19 protein-coding genes are annotated in these 20159 nt (G+C 69.6%); 8 read left to right on the top strand and 11 right to left on the bottom strand.

The window, feature by feature from the left end; translation table 11 throughout:
- The first annotated feature begins 1 nt into the window (after position 1).
- Both C6569_RS13675 and C6569_RS13670 read left to right on the top strand, forming a co-directional pair.
- Positions 2–1018: a FecCD family ABC transporter permease gene (locus C6569_RS13675; protein WP_106749375.1), complete on the top strand. Its 1017-nt coding sequence runs from the start codon at positions 2–4 to the stop codon at positions 1016–1018.
- Positions 1015–1779: an ABC transporter ATP-binding protein gene (locus C6569_RS13670; protein WP_106749374.1), complete on the top strand. Its 765-nt coding sequence runs from the start codon at positions 1015–1017 to the stop codon at positions 1777–1779. The genes C6569_RS13675 and C6569_RS13670 overlap by 4 nt, the downstream gene beginning before the upstream one ends.
- A gap of 71 nt (positions 1780–1850) precedes the next feature.
- On the opposite strand, the gene C6569_RS13665 is transcribed toward C6569_RS13670, so the two are convergent.
- The 10 genes from C6569_RS13665 to C6569_RS13620 all read right to left on the bottom strand — a co-directional run bounded on the left by C6569_RS13665 (position 1851) and on the right by C6569_RS13620 (position 13243).
- Positions 1851–2735 carry an ABC transporter permease gene (locus C6569_RS13665; protein WP_106749373.1) on the bottom strand — a complete coding sequence of 295 codons (885 nt, stop codon included), beginning with the start codon at positions 2733–2735 and terminating at the stop codon, positions 1851–1853.
- Between the two features lie 3 nt (positions 2736–2738).
- A complete protein-coding gene (locus C6569_RS13660; RefSeq protein ID WP_106749372.1) occupies positions 2739–3680 on the bottom strand; it encodes an ABC transporter permease in 942 nt (313 codons plus the stop codon).
- Positions 3681–3689: 9 nt separating this feature from the next.
- Positions 3690–5222 (bottom strand): ABC transporter substrate-binding protein, encoded by a 1533-nt coding sequence (locus C6569_RS13655; RefSeq protein ID WP_106749371.1) that lies wholly within the window; start codon positions 5220–5222, stop codon positions 3690–3692.
- 64 nt (positions 5223–5286) lie between these two features.
- Positions 5287–6006 (bottom strand): DUF1028 domain-containing protein, encoded by a 720-nt coding sequence (locus C6569_RS13650; protein ID WP_106749370.1) that lies wholly within the window; start codon positions 6004–6006, stop codon positions 5287–5289.
- A 24-nt stretch (positions 6007–6030) separates the two neighbouring features.
- Positions 6031–7821, bottom strand: a complete 1791-nt coding sequence (locus C6569_RS13645; RefSeq protein ID WP_106749369.1) for a gamma-glutamyltransferase family protein — start codon at positions 7819–7821, stop codon at positions 6031–6033.
- A gap of 106 nt (positions 7822–7927) precedes the next feature.
- On the bottom strand, positions 7928–8701 hold the full coding sequence (locus C6569_RS13640) for a short-chain dehydrogenase/reductase (RefSeq protein WP_106749368.1): 774 nt from the start codon (positions 8699–8701) through the stop codon (positions 7928–7930).
- Between the two features lie 11 nt (positions 8702–8712).
- Positions 8713–9516 (bottom strand): enoyl-CoA hydratase, encoded by an 804-nt coding sequence (locus tag C6569_RS13635; protein WP_106749367.1) that lies wholly within the window; start codon positions 9514–9516, stop codon positions 8713–8715.
- A gap of 26 nt (positions 9517–9542) precedes the next feature.
- Positions 9543–10736: a CaiB/BaiF CoA transferase family protein gene (locus tag C6569_RS13630; protein ID WP_106749366.1), complete on the bottom strand. Its 1194-nt coding sequence runs from the start codon at positions 10734–10736 to the stop codon at positions 9543–9545.
- Positions 10737–10838: 102 nt separating this feature from the next.
- Positions 10839–12437, bottom strand: coding sequence for an MBL fold metallo-hydrolase (locus C6569_RS13625; RefSeq protein WP_106749365.1), 1599 nt, complete (start codon positions 12435–12437; stop codon positions 10839–10841).
- Complete coding sequence (locus C6569_RS13620) at positions 12437–13243, bottom strand: LOG family protein (protein ID WP_106749364.1); 807 nt, start codon at positions 13241–13243, stop codon at positions 12437–12439. Before C6569_RS13620 ends, C6569_RS13625 begins: the two co-directional genes overlap by 1 nt.
- Positions 13244–13398: 155 nt before the next feature.
- Here C6569_RS13620 and C6569_RS13615 point away from each other — a divergent pair, with 155 nt between their 5' ends.
- From C6569_RS13615 to C6569_RS13605, 3 genes are all read left to right on the top strand, one after another.
- A complete protein-coding gene (locus C6569_RS13615) occupies positions 13399–13713 on the top strand; it encodes a hypothetical protein (protein WP_146144805.1) in 315 nt (104 codons plus the stop codon).
- Positions 13714–13716: 3 nt separating this feature from the next.
- Positions 13717–14304 (top strand): NAD(P)H-dependent oxidoreductase, encoded by a 588-nt coding sequence (locus tag C6569_RS13610; RefSeq protein WP_106749362.1) that lies wholly within the window; start codon positions 13717–13719, stop codon positions 14302–14304.
- 149 nt (positions 14305–14453) lie between these two features.
- Positions 14454–15899 carry an aldehyde dehydrogenase family protein gene (locus tag C6569_RS13605; RefSeq protein WP_106749361.1) on the top strand — a complete coding sequence of 482 codons (1446 nt, stop codon included), beginning with the start codon at positions 14454–14456 and terminating at the stop codon, positions 15897–15899.
- Between the two features lie 49 nt (positions 15900–15948).
- Here the strand turns inward: C6569_RS13605 and C6569_RS13600 are convergent, their stop codons facing one another.
- Complete coding sequence (locus C6569_RS13600) at positions 15949–16701, bottom strand: SDR family NAD(P)-dependent oxidoreductase (RefSeq protein WP_181313748.1); 753 nt, start codon at positions 16699–16701, stop codon at positions 15949–15951.
- Positions 16702–16948: 247 nt separating this feature from the next.
- Between C6569_RS13600 and pimC the strand changes: the two genes are divergently transcribed.
- The 3 genes from pimC to C6569_RS13585 all read left to right on the top strand — a co-directional run bounded on the left by pimC (position 16949) and on the right by C6569_RS13585 (position 19929).
- On the top strand, positions 16949–18145 hold the full coding sequence (pimC, locus tag C6569_RS13595; protein ID WP_106749360.1) for a pimeloyl-CoA dehydrogenase large subunit: 1197 nt from the start codon (positions 16949–16951) through the stop codon (positions 18143–18145).
- Between the two features lie 232 nt (positions 18146–18377).
- The gene (locus C6569_RS13590) at positions 18378–19529 is read left to right on the top strand and encodes an acyl-CoA dehydrogenase family protein (protein WP_106749359.1); all 1152 of its coding nucleotides are present in this window, start codon (positions 18378–18380) and stop codon (positions 19527–19529) included.
- Positions 19530–19668: 139 nt separating this feature from the next.
- Positions 19669–19929: a hypothetical protein gene (locus C6569_RS13585; RefSeq protein WP_106749358.1), complete on the top strand. Its 261-nt coding sequence runs from the start codon at positions 19669–19671 to the stop codon at positions 19927–19929.
- Positions 19930–20159: the final 230 nt, after the last annotated feature.

The following is a 20159-nucleotide window of genomic DNA, read 5'->3' as shown; positions in this document are numbered from 1 at the left end:
CATGCAGCCCCTCAGATCCCTCGGCGGTGGCGCGGTGGCCGCCTCGGTCCTCGTCCTCGGGATCGTCGTCGCCTTCGCCGTCGGCCGTTTCCCGGTCAGCCTCGCCGACATCGTCGTCGCCCTCTGGTCGCGGGCGACGGGCGTGCCCTCGGGCCTGTCTCCGGCGGTCGAAGCCGTCGTCTTCCAGATTCGCGGCCCGAGGGTGCTGGCGGCGCTCGCCTGCGGCGCGGCACTGGCGGTGGCGGGGGCCGCCTTCCAGGGCCTGTTCCGCAATCCGCTGGTCTCGCCCGACATCCTCGGCGCATCGTCGGGCGCGGCCCTTGGCGCCGTCCTCGCCATCCTCCTGTCGTTCGGCATTTTCGGCATCCAGGCGGCGGCCTTCGCCGGCGGCCTCCTCGCCGTGGCGGCGGTCTATGCGGTGGGCTCGACGATCCGGTCCGGCGATCCGATCCTGACGCTGGTGCTCACCGGCGTCGTGCTGGGCTCGCTGCTCGGCGCCGGGGTCGGCCTCGTCAAGGTTCTCGCCGACCCCTACAACCAGCTTCCGGCCATGACCTTCTGGCTGCTCGGCTCCCTCTCGGCCACGAGCCCGGCCGATCTGGTGCCGCTGATCGCGCCGGTCGTGCTCGGCGCCCTCGTGCTGATAGCGCTGCGCTGGCGGATGAACGCCCTGTCGCTGCCCGAGGAGGAGGCCCGCGCCCTCGGCCTGCCGACCGGCCTCCTGCGGGTCGCCATCATCGCCGCCGGGACCTTGACCACCGCGGCGAGCGTCGCGGCCGCCGGCATCATCGGCTGGGTCGGGCTCGTGGTGCCACATCTCGCGCGCTTTCTCGTCGGCCCGGATTTCGGCCGGCTGATCCCGGCCTCGGCCCTGCTCGGCGGCGGCTATCTCCTGCTTATCGACACGCTGGCGCGCACGCTGGGTCCGGTCGAGGTGCCGCTCGGCATCCTCACCGCCGTCATCGGCACACCGTTCTTCATCTGGCTTCTGGCCTCGTCACGCGGAGGCTGGTCGTGACGCTCGCCGCCGCCGATCTCGCCTTCGGCTATCGCGGCCATCCGGTGGGCCGGGGCGTCACGCTGGCGATCGCGGCGGGCGAGGTGCTCGCCCTGCTCGGGCCCAACGGCGGCGGCAAGACGACGCTCCTGAAGACGATGCTCGGCCTGCTGCCGCCCCAGGACGGGACGGTCAGCCTCGACGGCCGGCCGCTGGCGGAGTTCACGATCACCGAGCGGGCCCGGCTCGTCGCCTATGTGCCGCAGAGCCACCACGGCACCTTTGCCTTCACCGCCTTCGACCTGGTGCTGATGGGGCGTACCGCCCATGGCGGGCTCTTCGCCCGGCCGGGGGCGAGGGATCGCGCCGTGGCGGCAGCGATGCTGGAGCGCCTGGGCATCGCCCATCTTTCGGACCGGCCGGTGACGATGATCTCGGGCGGGGAGCGCCAGCTCGTGCTGGTGGCGCGCGCCTTGGCACAGGAGCCTCGCTTCATCGTCCTCGACGAGCCGACGGCGAGCCTCGACTTCGGCAACCAGGGCAAGGTGATGCGCCAGATCCGCCAACTGGCGGCCGACGGGCTCGGCGTGCTCTTCACCACCCACGACCCGAACCAGGCGCTCGGCCATGCCGACCGCGTGGCGTTGCTGCGGGACGGCGGGGTGATGGCGGAGGGGCCGGTCGGCGAGGTGCTGACGCCCGAGCGGCTCGCGGCGCTCTACGGCGCGCCGGTGGCCACGGTGGTGGAAACCGGCGGGCGGACGGCCTTCCTGCCGGGGTGAGGGCTGCCCTTCACGCTCGGCGCTGACGGCGATCTCCCTCGACCCCTTCGATCGACGAGCTTCGGCGCCGCTCACTTCGCCTTGGGGTCGAGTGCATCCCTCAGGCCGTCGCCGAGCAGGTTGAAGCTCAGCACCGTCACGAAGATGGCGAGGCCGGGGAAGACGGCCATCCACGGCGCATTCGACAGGAAGCGCTGGGCGACGTTGAGCATCGAACCCCAGGAGGGAGCCGGCGGCTGCTGGCCGAGGCCGAGGAAGGAGAGCGAGGCCTCGGCGATGATGGCGGTCGCGATGGTGAGCGTGCCCTGCACCAGGAGCTGCGGCATGACATTGGGCAGGATGTGCTTCCAGGCGATGCGCACCTGCGTGTTGCCGACGGCGCGCGCCGCCTCGACGTAGTCCTCCGTCTTGATCGACAGGACCTGGCCGCGGGTGAGGCGCACGAAGACCGGCGTCGCGGTGATGCCGATGGCGATCATGGCGTTCTGCAGCGAGGGGCCGAGAAAGGCGGCGAGCGCGATGGCGAGGATGAGGAAGGGGCAGGCGAGCATGGCGTCGGTGACGCGCGAGATCAGCGCATCCGTCCAGCCGCCGGCATAGCCGGCGAGGAGCCCCAGCGGCACGCCGGCGAGGATGGCGATGGCGACCGAGATGACGCCGGCCGAGAGCGAGGCGCGGGTGCCGTAGACGACTCGGGAGAAGATGTCGCGGCCGACCTCGTCGGAGCCGAACCAGTGCGCCATCGAGGGCGCCTGGCGCACGGCGCGCCAGCTCTGCTGCGTCGGGTCGTGGGTGGCGATCAGCGGGGCGAAGACGGCGAGGAGCGACAGCAGGACGAGGAGGACGAGCGCCACCATGGCGGTGCGGCGCTTCTTCAGGCGGCGCCAGGCGCGGGCGCCGGGGCTCTCGAAAGTCTCGGGCACGGTCGTCGCGGGAAGGGTCGTGGTGAGGGCCATGGATCAGGTCCTCAGGCGCGGATTGGCGAGGATGTAGCCGATGTCGGCCAGCAGGTTCAGCACGATGTAGGTCGTGGCCGTCACCAGCACGACGCCCTGCACCACGGCATAGTCGCGGTTGAACACGGCATCGACGATGAGCTTGCCGAAGCCGGGGATGGAGAAGATCTGCTCGGTCAGAACGGCGCCGGAGAGCAGCGTGCCGAATTCCAGCGCGCCCAGCGTGATGACGGGGGTCAGCGCGTTGCGCAGGCCGTGCTTGAGAATGACCGTGCGCTCGTCCAGCCCCTTGGCGCGGGCGGTGCGCACATAGTCGCTCTCCATCACCTGCAGCATCGCGGCGCGGGTGTGGCGCATGATGACGCCGGCAAAGGAATTGCCGAGCACGAAGGCCGGCATGATGGTCGCCGCCATGGACGCCCGGAAATCCTCGAAGGGCGAGACGTAGCCCGAGGCCGGCAGCCAGCCGAGCTGCACGGAGAACAGGAAGATCAGCATGATCCCGAGCCAGAAGTTCGGCGTCGAGATGCCCCAGAGGGCGACGACGTTCACCACATAGTCCCAGGCCGTGTCCTTCTTCACCGCCGAGATGATGCCGGCGGGAATGCCGATGCCGAGAGTGAAGATCATCGCCATGACGGCGAGCTGCACGGTGACGGGCAGCTTCTGGGCGACGAGGGTCGATACCGGCTCGGAGAGGCGCATGCTCTCGCCGAGGTCGCCGCGGAAGACGCCGCCGATCCAGGCGAGGTACTGGATCGGCAGCGGCTGGTCGAGCCGGTAGCGTTTGCGGATCTGCTCGATCACCTCCGGGTCCTTCTCCTCGCCCGCCATGACGAGCGCGGGGTCCCCCGGCAGCAATTGCTGCAGGAGGAAGATCAGCACCGACACGAAGAAGATGGTCGGGATGAGCTGGATGAGCCGCTTGGTGATGAGCGTGAACATGGCCGGCCGTCAGTTGCCGCGGAACTTGAGGCCGACGACGCGCACCAGGCCGTCCGGGAAGGCGCGGAAGCCTTCGAGACGGGCGGAATGCACGATGACCACGGGGCGATGGTAGAGATAGACGATGCCGCCCTCGTTGATGAGGATTTCGGTCAGCTTCTCGTAGATCGCCTTGCGCTCGGCCGGGTCGGTCTTGGTGCGCGCCTCGGCAAGCAGGGCGTCGGCGGCGGGATTGCAGTAACCCGAATAGTTCAGCGGCTGGCGGCAGCCGTGGAAGGAGAACAGGTTGCCGTCCGGATCGGTACGGCCCGACCAGTTCAGCATATAGGCCTGATAGCGGCCCTGCTCGGCCTCCTGCAGCGAGGTGGCGAACTCGGTGACGCGGATCTTCAGGTCGAAGCCGACCTCGGCCGTCATGGCCTGCAGCACCTCGGCGATCTGCCGCACCTCCGGATTGTTAGGCACCATGAAGTCGATGCTGAGCGGGCCGGTGACGCCGGCGGCCTGCATCAACTGGCGGGCCTTGGCGACGTCGCGCTGGGGCACGGGGAAACGGGACTGGTAATAGGGGTTCTGCGGGTTGATCCACTGGTTGCCCGGCATGGCGGCGCCGTTGAACACCACCTGGTTCAGCGCCTGCCGATCGATGGCCAGCGAGAAGGCCTGGATGATGCGCGGGTCACGGCCGAAGCCCTGCTTGCCGGCGTCCGACTTGGCGATGTTGAGGGTGACGCCCTGGTAGCCGAGGTCGACGCCGGCCGCCATGCGGAGCTGCGCGTTGGCGCGGATCTGCGGGATGTCGGTGGCGAGCGCCCGCTCGATCAGGTCGAGCTGGCCCGACCGCAGATTGGCGAGGCGCACCGTGGCGTCGGTGATCGGGCGGTATTCGATGCGGCCGATGGTGACCTGGTCCTTGTTCCAGTAGTCGGCAAAGCGCTCGACGACGATGCGGTCCTGCTGGACGCGCTCGACGAACCTGTAGGGGCCGGCGCAGACCGGGGCCGAGCCGAAGCGCTCGCCGAGCTCGCGGGCGGCCTTGGGGCTGACCATCATGCCGGCACGGTCGGTGAGCTGGGAGAGCAGCGGCGAGAAGGGCTGCTTCAGGAGGAGCCGGACGGTGAGGGGATCGACCACCTCGACCTTGTCGATGGCGGAGAGTTCCGGCCGGCGGAACGAGCCCTGCATGGTCATGTGGCGCTCGAGCGAGAACTTCACCGCCTCGGCGTCCATGGCCTCGCCGTCGTGGAACTTGACGCCCGGGCGGAGCTTGATGGTGACCGTCTTGCCGTCGGCGGAGGTCTCGTGCGAGAGCGCCAGCTGCGGGACGATGGCGAGCTTGTCGTCGATGTCGAAGAGCTTGTCGCAGATGGAGGCGAAAACGATACGGCCGACATAGGTGCGGGCGCGCGTCGGGTCGAGCACGTCCGGATCCTCGGCGAGGCCGATGCGCAGCACCGATTGCTGGGCCGCCGCGCCGGAGATGGAGGCGGCGAGGAGGAAGGCACTGGCCGTCCAGGCGAGGGTCTGTCTCAAGGTCGTCATGGGTCCTGTCCTCTGGTGATGTCGGCGCGTGACGCGCTCTTGTACGGGGGTGGAAGCGAAAGGGTCAGCCGTTGCCCGCCTCGCGGGCGAGGGCCGCCTCGATGGTGGCGTTGATGACGTCGCGGTCGATGGTGCCGGTGAGATCGCGGCGGGTCGCCAGCATGGCGTTGAAGTGCATGGCGCGCTGGCGCCAGACCTGCTCGAGGCGATCGAGCTCCGCCAGCGGCTCGGCGTGGTCGTCGACGCGCAGCGACAGATACGGATAGTCCTCCGTCGTGTGGATCAGCAGCGCGGCCGACTGCTTGCCGCGCTTGTCGCCGCCTGCGGCCTCGCCCGCCTGCATGGCGGCGATCAGCCGGCGCGGAAAGGGCAGCGCGGCGTTGTCGCGAAAGGTGCGCGCCGTCTCGGCGATGACCTCGGGGCCGGCCAGCATGTTGCCGGCGACCGAGAAGCCGTCGTGAATGGCGTGGCCGCACCAGCCGATGCAGTCGGCACCCGTATGGGCGGCGAAGCGGCCGGCGCCGTCCATGATGTGGACCTGACGCTGGCTGGCGCCGCCGTCGGAGGCGAGCAACACGCGCAGCACCTCCTCCGCCGGCAGTCCCTCGCGCAGCAGTCTGAGGCCGCGCGGGCCGTAGGTGATGTTGGCGAGGGCCTGGGTGGCGACGGCACCGTGGTCGGAATCGACATGGGGAACGATGGAGCCGACCGCGAAGGCGCGCGTCGCAACGGCAATGCCCTTGGCGCCGGTGGTCTCGTCCCTCGCGATGATCGACCAGGTCATGCCGGTTTCCTCATGCCGCGATCCTCATCGTCCGCCTGCATAGGCCTGCATGCCGCGCGGATTGGCGGCGGCCTTCAGGCGATGGCCTTCCTTGCGCGCGGCGGTGAGACGGCCCTCCGACCAGGCGCCGCCGATCTCCACCTCGTGGCCGCGGCGGCGGAGCTCGTCGATGGTCGCCTGCGGGAAGCGGCTCTCGACGACGATGACGCCGGGGCGCGAGGTGCGCGGCCAGAAGGAGCCGGGGAAGTGTTCGGTGTGCCAGGCGGGGGCGTCGATCGCCTCCTGCAGGTTCATGCCGGCATGGACGTGGCGCAGGAACATCTGCGGGATCCACTGGTCCTGCTGGTCGCCGCCGGGCGAACCCCAGGCGAGGTAGGGCGCGCCGTCGCGATAGGCGAGGGTGGGGGTGAGGGTGGAGCGCGGCCGCTTGCCCGGCTGGAGGGCCGCGGGGTGGCTCTCGTCGAGCCAGAACATCTGGGCGCGCGAACCGAGGCAGAAGCCGAGGTCGGGGATGATGGGCGAGGATTGCAGCCAGCCGCCGGAGGGGGTGGAGGAGACCATGTTGCCCCAGCGGTCGATGATGTCGAAATGGACGGTGTCGCCGCGGGTGACGCCGTTCGCCTCCGTCTCGATGTCGCCGACGGTCGGCTCGCCGGCCCCGGTGGCGCCCACCGCCACCCGCTTGCCGGAGGAGACGCGGGCGTCGACCTTGCCGCCGGCGCCCTCGATGGTGCCGGGCCTGAGGTCGAGGGATGCGGTCTCGCCGATCAGCTTGCGGCGCTCGGCATTGTAGGCGTCGGAGAGCAGGGTCTCGATCGGCACGTCGACGAAGGCGGGATCGCCGTAGAAGGCCTCGCGGTCGGCGAAGGCGAGCTTGGCGGCCTCGGTGACGACATGGACGAAATCGGGCCCGGTCACCGGCATGGCGTCGAGGCCCATGCCGTTCACGAGCGCGAGCTGCTGCAGGCAGGCGAGGCCCTGGCTCCAGGTCGAGGGCTTGAAGACGCGGTAGCGGCCGTAGTCGTAGTGGATCGGCGCTTCCACGGAGGCCTTCCAGCCCGCCATGTCCTGACCCGTGAGGACGCCCTTGTTGCGCTGTCCCGTGACGTCGAAGACCTCCTCGGTGCGGCAGTAGCGGTCGATGGCCTCGGCGACGAAGCCCTGGCTCCAGACGAAGCGGGCGCGGGCGATCTCGTCCTCGCGGGTGCCGCCCTCGCACTCCTTCAGGACGCGCTCGTAGGTGTCGGCCAGCGTCACGTTGGTGAAGAGGTCGCCGGGCTTCGGCACGCTGCCGCCCGGCAGATAGACGGCGGCCGAGGTCGGCCAATGCTCGCGGAAGAGGTTTTCCACCGTGCGGATGGTGGCGGGGATGCGTTCGACGAGCGGATAGCCGTGGCGGGCGTAGAAGATGGCAGCTTCCAGCACGTCGCGCGGGCGCATGGTGCCGTAGTCGCGCAGCATCAGCATCCACGTGTCGAAGGCGCCGGGAATGCAGGTGGCGAGGAGACCGGTGCCGGGCACGAGGTCGAGCCCCAGCGAGCGGTAGTGCGCGATGGTGGCGCCGGCGGGTGCCGGGCCCTGGCCGCAGATGACCTCCACCGCCTCCTTCCGCGCATCGTAGAGGATCACGGGCACGTCACCGCCCGGTCCGTTCAGGTGCGGCTCGACGATCTGCAGCGTGAAGGCCGCCGCGCAGCCGGCGTCGAAGGCGTTGCCGCCGCGCTCGAGGATGCCCATGGCCACCGCCGTGGCGAGCCAGTGGGTGGTGGTGGCGACGCCGAATGTGCCGTCGATTTCCGGGCGGGTGGTGAACATGCTCACGGGCTATCCTTCCATTCCCCAGCCGACATGCGGCCGAGGACTGCCTCCGCGGAGGCTTGTATCATAAGCAAGACATGAGCCAAGCGGCAGGGCGCCGGGCTCAGGACCTGAATGCCAGTCCGCCGTCGACGTCGAGTGTCGCGCCGGAGACATAGCCGCAGGCGGGCGAGGCGAGAAACGCCGCCGCATTGGCGATCTCCCTGGGGTCGATGAGCCGGCCGAGCGGCAGGCCGGTGAGCATCTCTTCCCAGCGGCTTTCGTCGCCGAAGGCGGCAATTGCCCTTTGTTTGGACAGGGCGACGATGCGGTCGGTGCGGGTGCCTGCGGGGTTGATGCCGAAGATGCGCACGCCCCATTCCTGCGACTTGCCGCCTGCGGCCCCCGTGAACGCCATCAGCGCGGCGTTGCCGGCGCCGCCGCAGACATAGTCGTAGCGGGGCAGGCGGCCGGCCATGCCGATGATGTTGACGATGACGCCGCTCTTGCGCTCCTTCATGGCGGCGAGGGCGAGCTTGGTGAGATGGATATAGCCCATCACCTTCAGCGCCCAGGCATCCTCCCACGTCTCCATGGAGAGGTCGAGAAGGCCGCCGGCGGGGATGGCGCCGGCATTGTTGACGAGGATGTCGGCGTCGGGATGGTTGGCCCAGAGGGCCTCCCGCTCGGCAGGCCGCGACAGATCGGCGGACGTGATCTCGACCGGGCCCTGGTGGCGGGCCTGGATCTGGGCGGCCGCGGCGGCGAGCCGGGTCGCGTCGCGCGCCACCATGACGACATGGGCGCCCTCGGCGGCGAAGACCTCGGCACAGGCCTGGCCGATACCCTTGGACGCACCAGTGACGATGACCTTCCTGCCCGCGAGTCCGAGATCCATGGCCTTGCTCCCTATTCGCCTCTGAAATCGGGCAGGCGCTTCTCGAGGAAGGCCCTTTGGCCCTCCTTGTAGTCGGCGGAGGCGAAGCAGCGCGCGACGAGGGCGTCGACCGCCTCGGCGTCCTGCTCGGCCTCGGGGCGGGAGAGCTCGACCAGCGAGCGCTTGATGGCGGCGAGCGTCAAGGGCGCGTTGGCGGCGACCGTGTCGAGATAGGCCTGCACCTCGCCATCGAAGGCCTCGCGGCTCCAGGCGCGATGGATGACGCGGGCGCGTTCGGCATCGGCGGAATCGAGGATGCGGGCGGAGATGAGGATGTCGGCGACGGCGGCGACGCCGAGCTTCTTCACCATCATCTTGACGCTGGAAAAGCCGTAGCCGAGGCCGAGGCGTGCCGCCGGCACGCGGAAGCGGGAATCGGTGGTGGCGAAGCGCAGGTCGCAGGTCAGCGCCAGGGCGCAGCCGCCGCCGAAGCAGATGCCGCGGATGACGGCGATGGTCGGCTTGGCGGCATCGTGGATCGCGGCCATGCCGTTCGCCACCGCCTCGTCATAGGCGCGCACGGCCTCCTCGCCGGTGCGCTTGGCACCGAACTGGGAGATGTCGGCGCCGGCGCAGAAGGCCTTGTCGCCCGCTCCCGTGACGACGATCACCCGAACCGAGCGATCCTCCTCCGCCTGTTTCACCAGGCCCGGCACGCTCGACCACATGTCGAAGGTCATGGCGTTCATCTTGGCGGGCTGGTCGATGGTGAGGGTGGCGACGCCGCCGGCGACGGCATAGCGGACGGAGGGCGTGTGCGGGGCAGGTTCGGTCACGGCAGCAGATCCTTGTCGGGCGAAAATCAGACGATACGGGCGGCGCGCAGGCGCTCGATTTCGTGGGTGGAGAAGCCGGCCTCGGCCAGCACCTCGGCGCTGTGCTCTCCGGGCTCCGCCACCGGCGTCTCGATGGCGGGCGGCGTGCGGGACATGACGAGGGGCTGGGCGATGAGGCGGATGTCGCCGCGGGCGTGGTGGCGCACCGGCACGGCCATGCCGAGATGGTCGACCTGCGGATCGGCGAAGACCTCGTCCATGGTGTAGATCGGCCCGGCGGGAACCCCTTCGCTTTCGAGCCGCTCCAGCCAGTGCGCCGTCGGCTCGGTGCGGAACAGGTCGCCGAGAAGGCCCATCAGCGCCGGCCGGTTCCTGAAGCGCTGCTTGGCGTTGGCATAGTCGGGATGGGCGGCGAGATCGTCGCGGCCGACCGCCTTGCAGAAGCTCTTCCACTGGCCTTCGCCGCCAACGCCGACATTGATGTAGCCGTCGGCGGTCGGCAGCACGCCCATGGGCGTCGAATGCGGGTGGTCGTTGCCGTTCTGCGGCGGCACCTTGCCGTCCACCGTGTAGACGGCGGCCTGGAAGTCGCACATGGCGATCATGGCCTGCAGCAGCGAGGTCTGCACCCACTGGCCCTCGCCGGATTTCTCGCGCTCGGCGAGGGCGACGAGGATGCCGGTGGCGGCATAGACCCCCGCGGCGGAATCGGCGACGGCGATGCCGGCGCGCATCGGCCCCTGGCCGGCATGGCCGGTGATCGCCATAAGGCCGCCCATCCCCTGCGCGATCTGGTCGAAGCCGGCGCGGGTGCGGTAGGGGCCGGTCTGGCCGAAGCCCGAGACCGAGGCGAGGATGATGCGCGGATTGACCGATTTCAGCGCCTCGTAGCCGATGCCAAGCCGGTCCTTCACGTCGGGTCGGTAGTTCTCGACGACGACATCAGCGGTCTCGACCAGCTTCAGGAAGACGGCGCGGCCCTCCTCCGTCTTCAGGTTGAGTGTGAGCGAGCGCTTGTTGCGATGCAGGTTCTGCATGTCGAAGCCGTGCCGGTCGCCCGACATGTTTTCGTTGGGATCGACGCCGGGCGGCGCCTCCACCTTGATCACGTCGGCACCGAAATCGGCCAGCACGCGGCAGCAGGTGGGACCGGCGCGCACCCGCGTCAGGTCGAGGACGCGGATATGGTCGAGCGCGGTCGAGGGGCGCGGTCTGGGCATGAGCGGTCCGGGGGCAGTCTCCAGGGGTGCGCAGACTAGGATTGTTTCCGGGGATTGCGGAAGGGGACAGCGGGCATGACAGGAACCCGCGGTCCCGGCCGCTCAGGTCGCCTCGGCGAGCGCCTTCTTCAGCCGCCTGAGGATCACGCCGCGGGCGCGGTCGTCCGCCGCGCGGTCCAGCGCGTCCTTGAGGTCGAGGAGAAAGCTGGCGGAGTCGTTGTGCCAGTCGGGGCCGGACACCTTCTCGGGAGGCAGACGGCGGGGATGGGCCGGCAGGACGAGCCGTGCCGTGCCGCGGTCGAGCTCGATGATGTCCTCGAGGCGCGGGGTGAGGACCTTGTCCGGGGAGACGACCTCGGTGCCGACCACGGGCGCGAAGGCCTGGAGAGCGCGTTCCTCCGCGTGGACGAGCGCGACCGCGCCGCGGATCGGTCCCCGTTCCTTCAGCCAGGCGAGGACTTCGCCGCGGTCGGCATGGCCGGAATAGCTCTCGATGATGCGGATGGCCGCCTTCACCCTGACGGCGTCGCCGTGGATGGTCACCGAGGGCGCACCGTCGCGAAGGATGCGGCCGAGCGTGCCCTCCGCCTGGTAACCGACGAAGAGCACCGTGGTGGTGGATCGCCAGAGGTGGTTCTTCAGGTGGTGGCGGATGCGCCCGGCCTCCGCCATGCCGCTGGCGGCGATGACGATGTGGAAGCCCCTGAGCCTTGCCAGCGCCTTGCTCTGGTCGACGCTCTCGGTGAAGCGCACGTCGGGCGCGGTATCGATCCGCGCCAGCGCGCCGCCCGCCTCCAGCATCCCCGCGTGCCGTCGGAAGACCTCGGTGGCGCGGATGGCGAGCGGGGAATCGAGGAAGATCGGTGCCCGGGGCACGGCGCCCTGGTCCATCAGGTCGAGCAGGTCGGCGAGGATCTCCTGTGTCCGCTCCACGGCGAAGCAGGGGATGAGCAGCGGCCCGCCGCGGGCATGGGCGGCGCGCACCTCTTCCGCAAGCTCCGCACGCCGGTCGCCGACGGTGGTGTCGGGACGGTCGCGATCGCCATAGGTCGCCTCGCAGACGACGAGGTCGAGGTCGACCGGCCCGTCGGGGTCGGGATGAAAGAGCTTCGCGTCGGGCCCGAGGTCGCCGGACATGAGGACGCGCATCGGCTTCTCGTCGCCGCCGGCGCCGGCGAATTCCATCTCGATGGAGGCGGAACCGAGCATGTGGCCGGCGTTCCACCAGCGGGCGCGGCCGCCGCCGCCGAGGTCGAGCCAGCGGCCGTAGTCGACCGGGCGGAACTGCACCATGGCCGCGACGGCGTCCTCGGCGGTGTAGATCGGCTCGACGGGCTCGCCGCCGCTGCGCGCATTGCGCCGGTTGAGCTGCTCGACCTCCATTTCCTGGATGTGGCCGGAATCCGGCAGCATGATCGAGCAGAGGTCGATGGTCGGGCGGGTCGCGTAGATCGGCCCGCGATAGCCCGCCTTGACGAGCTTCGGGATGAGGCCGGAATGGTCGATGTGGGCATGGGTGAGAAGGACCGCGTCCAGCCGCTCGGCCTCGAAGGGGAAGGGTCCGTAGTTCAGCGCCTTGAGCGTCTTGGTGCCCTGGAACATGCCGCAGTCGACGAGGATGCGCCGGCCGCCCGCCTCGAAGAGATAGCAGGAACCTGTGACGACGTGGGCGGCGCCGAGGACGTGGATGCGCAGGGCCATCAGCCTTCTCCCATCTCGCCCGGGGCGACCGGGTCTCGGTAGGGCGCGATGCCCGAGGCGTTGGCGATCCGCTCCCAGACCTGCTGGGGCGTGTCGGCGAACTGCAGGAGGGCGAGGTCGGCTTCCGCGATCATGCCGCCGTCGGCGAGCGCTTCGAAATTGACGACGGCGCGCCAGTAATCCTCGTCGAAGAGGACGACGGGAACCCGCCGCATCTTGCCGGTCTGCACGAGAGCGAGGATCTCGAACAGCTCGTCGAAGGTGCCGAAGCCGCCGGGGAACACCACCAGGGCATTGGCGCGCATGGCGAGGTGCATCTTCCGCATGGCGAAGTAGTGGAAGAGGAAAGTGAGTTCGGGGGTCGAATAGGGGTTGGGCTCCTGCTCGTGCGGCAGGCGGATGTTGAAGCCGATGGACGGCGCGCCGATGTCGGCGGCCCCGCGATTGGCGGCCTCCATCAGGCCGGGCCCTCCGCCGGTGGCGATGACGTTCTCGCGCTCTCTTGCCCCGAGGTTCAGGGCGCCGCCGTGCTGCGAGGCGATGCGGCCGAAGGCGCGCGCGGCCGCATACCAGGCGGCGTGGCGCGGGTTGTCGTTCTCGCGCACGCGCGTGCTGCCGAAGACGACGATGGTCGACTTCACGCTCCAGCGCCGCAGGGCCTGCTCGGCCTTGGCGTATTCGAGCATGAAGCGGACGCCGCGCTGTTCGTCGGCGAGGAGGAAATCCTGGTCGAGGGCGGGCAGGCGATAGGAGGGCGAAGCGAGCTGCTCGGCATTGGCGGCGAGGAGGGGAATGGACGGCGGCATGAGGGTTCCGATGCAGGCAGGGCGGCGGGCGGCGGCGAAGTCTAGGCCGCGGCGCGTCTATGGTCGATCCGCCGCGCGCGCCGCTTGATCCAGCGCAGCGACCTCTGCCCCGGCCCGGTGCATGGATGAATCCGTCACGCCAGATGGAGGTTGCCATGCTTGCCAGGACGCCCGCCGACGAGCGGCACGACATGCCCCGCAGCGCCGACGATGCCCTGACCTTCGTCGCCACCCTGCCGGCGGTGGCCACCGCCGTCGGCGCGGAACTGCGCGATTTCGCCGCCGAGCGGCTCAAGGCGCATGGCGAGCGCATCCGTGCCTGGTCGCGGGTCAATTCGCCGCTCGAGTTCATCGAGGTGGAACTGCGCTTCGCCGCCGAGACCATGGGCGCCTATGCCGACGAGGCCATGCACCTGCACGAGGTCGCCGAGGCGGCGGCCGAGGCCGCACTGCCGGACAAAAGGACCTGAGCCGTGGCCGGGCGCCGCATCGCCGTCATCGTCGGTCATCCCGACCCCGCGCCCGAGCGGCTCTGCCGCCGGCTGGCGCGGGCCTATGCCGAAGGCGCGGAGGATGCCGGCCATGCCGTCCGGGTGATCGACATCGCCGCCATGGACATCCCGCATCTGCGCACCCAGGCAGATTTCGAGACGGGTTCCGGCCAGGGCGACGTTGCCACGGCGCAGGAGACCCTGGCCTGGGCGGAGCACTGGCTCATCGTCCACCCCCTGTGGCTCGGTGCCATGCCGGCCCTGCTGAAGGCCTTCTTCGAGCAGGTCTGCCGGCCGGGCTTCGCCTTCCGCTACCGGGACAAGGGGTTCCCCGAGAAGCTGATGAGCGGGCGCAGCGCCCACGTGGTCGTCACCATGGGCATGCCCGCCTTCGCCTATCGCTGGTTCTTCTTCGCCCACGGCCTCGCCGCGCTGAAGCGCAACATCCTCGCCTTCATCGGCGTGAAGCCGGTGCGGGACACCCTGATCGGCATGGTCGACCGCCTGGACGAGGCCAAGGTCGCGGCCCTCCTCGCCGACATGCGCGCCGCCGGCGCCGCGGCGCGCTGAGCGTTGCCTGCGAGGCCGGGCCGCTCGCCACGCATGGCCGGCGGTCTGGTCGCCGCCTTCCGATTGTGGTTCTGTGCCGCCCCCGAGACGGATCGGACGGACCGGCGTGTCCGAACCGGGTCCGCGTCATCCGGCGAGGAGGCAACCCCATGACCACCGTGTTCCGCAATTTCATTGCCGGCGAATTCGTCAATCCGGCCAAGGCCGCGCCGAACCTCAACCCGTCCAACACCAACGAGGTGGTGGGTGAATATGCGCAAGGCTCCGTCGAGGACCTGAAGGCCGCCGTCGCCGCCGCCAAGGAAGCCTTCCCCGCCTGGAGCCGCTCCAACCCGCAACTGCGCTACGACGTGCTGATGAAGGCCTCCAACGAGGTGATGGCGCGCAAGGAGGAACTCGGCGCGCTGCTGTCCCGCGAGGAGGGCAAGACCCTGCCGGAGGGCATCGGCGAGGCCACCCGCGCCGGCCAGATCCTCTCCTTCTTCGCCGGCGAGGCGCTGCGCCTGAACGGCGAGCTGGTGAACTCCATCCGTCCCGGCGTCGGCATCGAGATCACCCGCGAGGCGGTCGGCGTCGTCGGCATGATCACGCCGTGGAACTTCCCCATCGCCATTCCCGCCTGGAAGCTCGCCCCGGCGCTGGCCTACGGCAACACCGTCGTCATCAAGCCGGCCGACCTCGTGCCGGGCTCGGCCTGGGCGCTGGTGGACATCCTCAACCGCGCCGGCCTGCCGAAGGGCGTGCTCAACATCGTCATGGGCCGCGGCTCGGTGGTCGGCCAGGCGATGCTCGAGCACCCGGACGTCGCCGCCATTTCCTTCACGGGCTCGGTCGCCACCGGCCGCAAGGTGGCCGCCGCCTGCGTCGCCTCCACGCCGATGAAGAAGGTGCAGCTCGAAATGGGCGGCAAGAACCCGCTCGTCGTGCTGGACGATGCGGATCTGGCGACCGCAGTGGAATGCGCCGCCAACGGTGCCTTCTTCTCGACGGGACAGCGCTGCACCGCCTCCTCGCGCCTCATCGTCACCGAGGGCATTCACGACCGCTTCGTCGACGCCCTGACGGAGCGGATGAAGGGCCTCGTGGTGGACGACGCCATGAAGGCCGGCACCCATATCGGCCCGGTGGTGGACGAGAGCCAGCTCGGCCAGGACGAGAAGTACATCGCCATCGGCCGCGACGAGGGCGCGAAGCTCCACTGGGGCGGCGAGCGGCTGAACCGCGACAATCCCGGCTTCTACCTGCAGCCGGCGCTGTTCACGGAGGTGACCAACTCGATGCGCATCGCCCGCGAGGAGATCTTCGGGCCGGTGGCGGCGGTCGTCCGTGCGAAGAATTACGACGAGGCGCTGGCGATCGCCAACGACACGGAGTTCGGCCTGTCGGCGGGCATCTGCACGACCTCGCTGAAATATGCCTCGCACTTCAAGCGCAACTCGGAGGCCGGCATGGTGATGGTCAACCTGCCGACCGCGGGCGTCGACTATCACGTGCCGTTCGGCGGCCGGAAGGGCTCGAGCTACGGCCCGCGCGAACAGGGCGCCTATGCCCGCGAGTTCTACACCACGGTGAAGACGGCCTACACGCTGGCCTGACGTCGGCGAACGGGATCGAAAGGGCGGGCCATGGCCCGCCCTTTCTGTTTCAGCCCAGCAACTGTCCGCCATCCACCACCAGCGTCTGCGCCGTCATCCAGCTTGCGTGGGGCGAGGCGAGGAACATGACGACGCTGGCGATCTCCTCGGGCGTGCCGAGGCGGTTGAAGGGGATGGCGCCCAGCACCTTGTTGTAAAGGGCAGGGTCGGAGGTGCGCCGGGCCTCCCAGGTGCCGCCCGGAAACTCGATGGAGCCCGGCGCCACGCAATTGACGCGGATCCCCTTCGGCGCGAGAGCCGCGGCCTGGCTCGTCGTGTACTGGATCACCGCCGCCTTGACCGCCGCATAGGCGGCCGTGCGGACCGAGGGCCGGTAGCCCGAGATCGAGGCGATGTTGACGATGGAGGAGCCCTTCGACGCCTCCAGGAAGGTCAGCGCCGCCTGGCTGGCGCGCACCGTCGCCATGACGTCGACGTTGAAGCCCTTGGCCCAGCCGTCCTCGGTGTCGCCCATGCCGAAACCGGAGGCGTTGTTGACGAGAACGTCGATGCCGCCGAGCGCCTTGGCGGCGGCGGGAACATAGGCGGCGATGGCGGCCCCGTCGGCGAGGTCGCAGGCGGCGAAATGGGTGACGGCGCCGAGCGCGCCCATCTCGGCGGCGGTGGCCTTGAGCCCGTCCTCGCCGCGCGCGCAGATCGAGACCGCGGCACCCGCCGCCGCGAAGCCGAGCGCAATCGAGCGGCCGATGCCGCGGCTGCCGCCGCAGACCACGACGCGCTTTCCCTTGAAGTCGAAGGCCATTGCCGTATCTCCCTGAATTGCCGGCCGGACTGTGCCACGGCGCCGGCGCCGCTGCTCGTCTCCGGCGCGGCGGCTGCCATGCGGGCCAGCCTCATCCTTCGAGGGAGGCGCAGCCGAAAGGTTCCCTGTTGCCTTCGGCGCGGCGCGGGGGTTGAATGCGGTCAAGAAACATTCGCACCGGTATGTTTTCCGGGCGCCGAGGAAATGCCCATCCCGCGCCCTGGCCGGCGCCGCCAAGGAGGCTCGCATGGAACTCAGGTTCACCGACGAGGAAATCGCCTTCCGCAAGGAGGTCCGCGCCTTCATCGACGCGAAACTGCCGCAGGCGCTGCGGGAGAAACTCGCCGCCGGCCACCACCCGACCCGCGACGACATCGTCTTCTGGCAGAAGACGCTGAACGACAAGGGCTGGGGCGTGGCGCACTGGCCGGTGGCCTATGGCGGCACGGGCTGGGATGCGGTGAAGCAGTACATCTTCCTCGAGGAGATGATGATGGCGCCCTCGCCGCCGCCGCTCGCCTTCGGCACCTCGATGGTCGGCCCGGTCATCTACACCTTCGGCTCCGACGCGCAGAAGAAGCGCTTCCTGCCGCGCATCGCCAGCCTCGACGACTGGTGGTGCCAGGGCTTCTCCGAGCCCGGCGCCGGCTCCGACCTCGCCGGTCTCAAGACCAAGGCCGAGAAGGTCGGCGACCACTGGGTCATCAACGGCCAGAAGACCTGGACGACGCTCGGCCAGTATGCCGACTGGATCTTCGTCCTCGCCCGCACCGACGCGACGGTGAAGAAGCAGGAGGGCATCTCCTTCATCCTCGTCGACATGAAGACGCCGGGCATCACGGTGAAGCCGATCCAGACCATCGACGGCGGCCATGAGGTCAACGAGGTCTTCTTCGACGACGTGAAGGTGCCGCTGGAGAACCTCGTGGGACAGGAGAACAAGGGCTGGGACTACGCCAAGTTCCTGCTCGGCAACGAGCGCACGGGCATCGCCCGCGTCGGCATCTCCAAGCAGCGCATCCGCAAGATCAAGGAGATGGCGGCCATCGAGCAGCGCGGCGGGCGCCCGCTGATCGAGGACCAGCGCTTCCGCGAGAAGATCGCCGAGGTGGAGATCGAGCTGAAGGCCCTGGAGATCACGCAGCTGCGGGTCATCGCCGGCGAGAAGAAGCGCGAGAAGGGCAAGCCCGATCCCGCTTCCTCCGTGCTGAAGATCAAGGGCTCGGAGCTGCAGCAGGCGACGACCGAACTCCTGATGGAGGTGATCGGGCCCCATTCGGCACCCTTCACGCCGGAGGAGCCGGGCTCCAACGAGCCGCCGATCGGGCCGGAATGGGCCCAGACCATCGCGCCGACCTATTTCAACGTGCGCAAGGTCTCGATCTACGGCGGCTCCAACGAGATCCAGAAGAACATCATCGCCAAGGCCGTGCTCGGGCTCTGAGCCCGAGAGGTTGCGCCCCGGCAGTGCGTCCTTCGAGGCTCGCTTCGCTCGCACCTCAGGATGAGGTCGGGTGGTGCCTGGCACGACGGACGATGACTAAAGGCCTCGGCGCTGCTGCCGGGGCCAGACGCCTCCCTCCTCATCCTGAGGTGCGAGCGAAGCGAGCCTCGAAGGACGCACTTCCGAAGAGCCGCCAACGACCGCCTCGACCACCTACCGACAGGCTCCCGCCATGGATTTCGATCTCTCCGAAGAACAGCAGCTCCTCAAGGACTCGGTGGAGGGCTTCCTCGCCGACACCTACGACTTCGAGAGCCGCAAGAAGATCGCCGCATTGCCCGGCGGCTGGAGCCCGGAGGTCTGGGCCAAGTTCGCCGAGCTCGGCCTGCTCGGCCTGCCCTTCGCCGAGGAGGACGGCGGCTTCGGCGGCGGAGCCGTCGAGACCATGCTGCTGGCCGAGAGCTTCGGCAAATATCTCGTGCTCGAGCCCTATCTCGCCACGGTCGTGCTCGGCGGCGGCGTCTTGAAGCGGGCGGGCTCGGCCGAACAGAAGGCCGAGCACATCGCCGCCATCGCCGAGGGCTCGCGCACCTTCGCCCTCGCCACCACCGAACGGCATTCGCGCTACGACCTCTTCGACGTCACCACCACCGCGAAGAAGGATGGTGGCTCATGGGTGCTGGACGGCGAGAAGGCGGTGGTCGTCAACGGCGGTACGGCCGACCGGATCATCGTCTCCGCACGTACGGCGGGCGCCCGGCGCGACCGCGGCGGCATCGGCCTGTTCATGGTGCCGGGCGATGCGTCGGGGCTGTCGCGGCGCTCCTCGCCCACCCAGGACGGCACCCACGCCGCCGAGGTCAGCCTCTCCGGCGTGAGGGTCGAGGCGGCTGATGTCCTCGGCGATCCCGAGGGCGGGCTTCCCGTCCTCGAGGCGGTGGCGGACGAGGCCATCGCGGCGCTCTGCGCCGAGGCCGTCGGCGCGATGAGCGAGCTGACCGACATCACCGTCGACTACCTGAAGCAGCGCAAGCAGTTCGGCATCAACATCGGCCAGTTCCAGGCGCTGCAGCACCGGGCGGCCGAGATGTTCGTGGCGCTCGAACAGGCGCGCTCCATGGCGATGTTCGCCGCCATGACCGCCGCCACCGAGGATGCGACGGAGCGGCGGGCGCTCGCCTCCGCCGCCAAGGTGCAGATCGGCCGCTCCGCGAAGTTCATCGGCCAGCAGGGCATCCAGCTCCACGGCGGCATCGGCATGACCATGGAGTACAAGGCCGGCCACTATTTCAAGCGGCTGACCATGATCGACACGCTGTTCGGCGATGCCGACCACCACCTCTCGGAAGTGGCCTGCTACGGGCAGCTCGTCTCGGCGGCCTGACGCCCAGCCCGTCCAGCACAGAACCTGCCGGGCCCGCCTGCGAAAAAAAATCGCGGCGGGCCCGAACCTTTTGCCGCGAGGGCGCAACCCATGGAGGACCGGGGCGGACGAGCCCCACCGAACCCAAAGGACCCTCGCCATGAACCGCATCAAGACCCTCGCCATCGCCGCCCTCGCCGTCGCCACCCTGTCGGTCGGCGTCGCCTCCCAGGCCGAAGCCGGCCCGTTCCACCGCCGCCACATCGGCTGGGGCGTCGGCGCCCTCGCCACCGGTCTCGTCGTCGGCGGCGCCATCGCCGCGGCCAACTCCCGGGCCTATGCCTCCGACTGCTACCTGACCCGCCGCTGGGTCGATGGCCCCTACGGCATGGAGCGCCGCACCGTCCGCGTCTGCGAGTGATCGGTCCCCATCATCCTCGCAACGCCAGCAGAACCCCGGTCGCAAGGCCGGGGTTCTCGCGTTCGTGAAGCCCGCCGCAATCTGTCAGCAGCCGCCGGTCGTAAGCCTCACAAGGGTCGACGGAACACCGCGACTGGGTCACATTGGCCATCCATCGTCCCAACCGCTTTTCCGAGTCGTCCCCGCGCGCCGCCGCCGTCGGGGCGCCGCCCCTTTCGTCCGGACCCATC

This window comes from Phreatobacter cathodiphilus (genome assembly GCF_003008515.1).
Taxonomy (GTDB): domain Bacteria; phylum Pseudomonadota; class Alphaproteobacteria; order Rhizobiales; family Phreatobacteraceae; genus Phreatobacter; species Phreatobacter cathodiphilus.
The sequence above is the reverse complement of the archived record's forward strand: the minus strand, read 5'-3'. Positions and strand labels throughout refer to the sequence as shown.

Bases quoted from the DNA above. Each gene is read 5' to 3' on its own strand.
- C6569_RS13675 (WP_106749375.1), top strand. From the start codon at position 2: ATGCAGCCCCTCAGATCCCTCGGCGGTGGCGCGGTGGCCGCCTCGGTC.
- C6569_RS13665 (WP_106749373.1), bottom strand. From the start codon at position 2,735: ATGGCCCTCACCACGACCCTTCCCGCGACGACCGTGCCCGAGACTTTC.
- C6569_RS13660 (WP_106749372.1), bottom strand. From the start codon at position 3,680: ATGTTCACGCTCATCACCAAGCGGCTCATCCAGCTCATCCCGACCATC.
- C6569_RS13655 (WP_106749371.1), bottom strand. From the start codon at position 5,222: ATGACGACCTTGAGACAGACCCTCGCCTGGACGGCCAGTGCCTTCCTC.
- C6569_RS13650 (WP_106749370.1), bottom strand. From the start codon at position 6,006: ATGACCTGGTCGATCATCGCGAGGGACGAGACCACCGGCGCCAAGGGC.
- C6569_RS13645 (WP_106749369.1), bottom strand. From the start codon at position 7,821: ATGTTCACCACCCGCCCGGAAATCGACGGCACATTCGGCGTCGCCACC.
- C6569_RS13640 (WP_106749368.1), bottom strand. From the start codon at position 8,701: ATGGATCTCGGACTCGCGGGCAGGAAGGTCATCGTCACTGGTGCGTCC.
- C6569_RS13630 (WP_106749366.1), bottom strand. From the start codon at position 10,736: ATGCCCAGACCGCGCCCCTCGACCGCGCTCGACCATATCCGCGTCCTC.
- C6569_RS13625 (WP_106749365.1), bottom strand. From the start codon at position 12,437: ATGGCCCTGCGCATCCACGTCCTCGGCGCCGCCCACGTCGTCACAGGT.
- C6569_RS13620 (WP_106749364.1), bottom strand. From the start codon at position 13,243: ATGCCGCCGTCCATTCCCCTCCTCGCCGCCAATGCCGAGCAGCTCGCT.
- C6569_RS13615 (WP_146144805.1), top strand. From the start codon at position 13,399: ATGCTTGCCAGGACGCCCGCCGACGAGCGGCACGACATGCCCCGCAGC.
- C6569_RS13605 (WP_106749361.1), top strand. From the start codon at position 14,454: ATGACCACCGTGTTCCGCAATTTCATTGCCGGCGAATTCGTCAATCCG.
- C6569_RS13600 (WP_181313748.1), bottom strand. From the start codon at position 16,701: ATGGCCTTCGACTTCAAGGGAAAGCGCGTCGTGGTCTGCGGCGGCAGC.
- pimC (WP_106749360.1), top strand. From the start codon at position 16,949: ATGGAACTCAGGTTCACCGACGAGGAAATCGCCTTCCGCAAGGAGGTC.
- C6569_RS13590 (WP_106749359.1), top strand. From the start codon at position 18,378: ATGGATTTCGATCTCTCCGAAGAACAGCAGCTCCTCAAGGACTCGGTG.
- C6569_RS13585 (WP_106749358.1), top strand. From the start codon at position 19,669: ATGAACCGCATCAAGACCCTCGCCATCGCCGCCCTCGCCGTCGCCACC.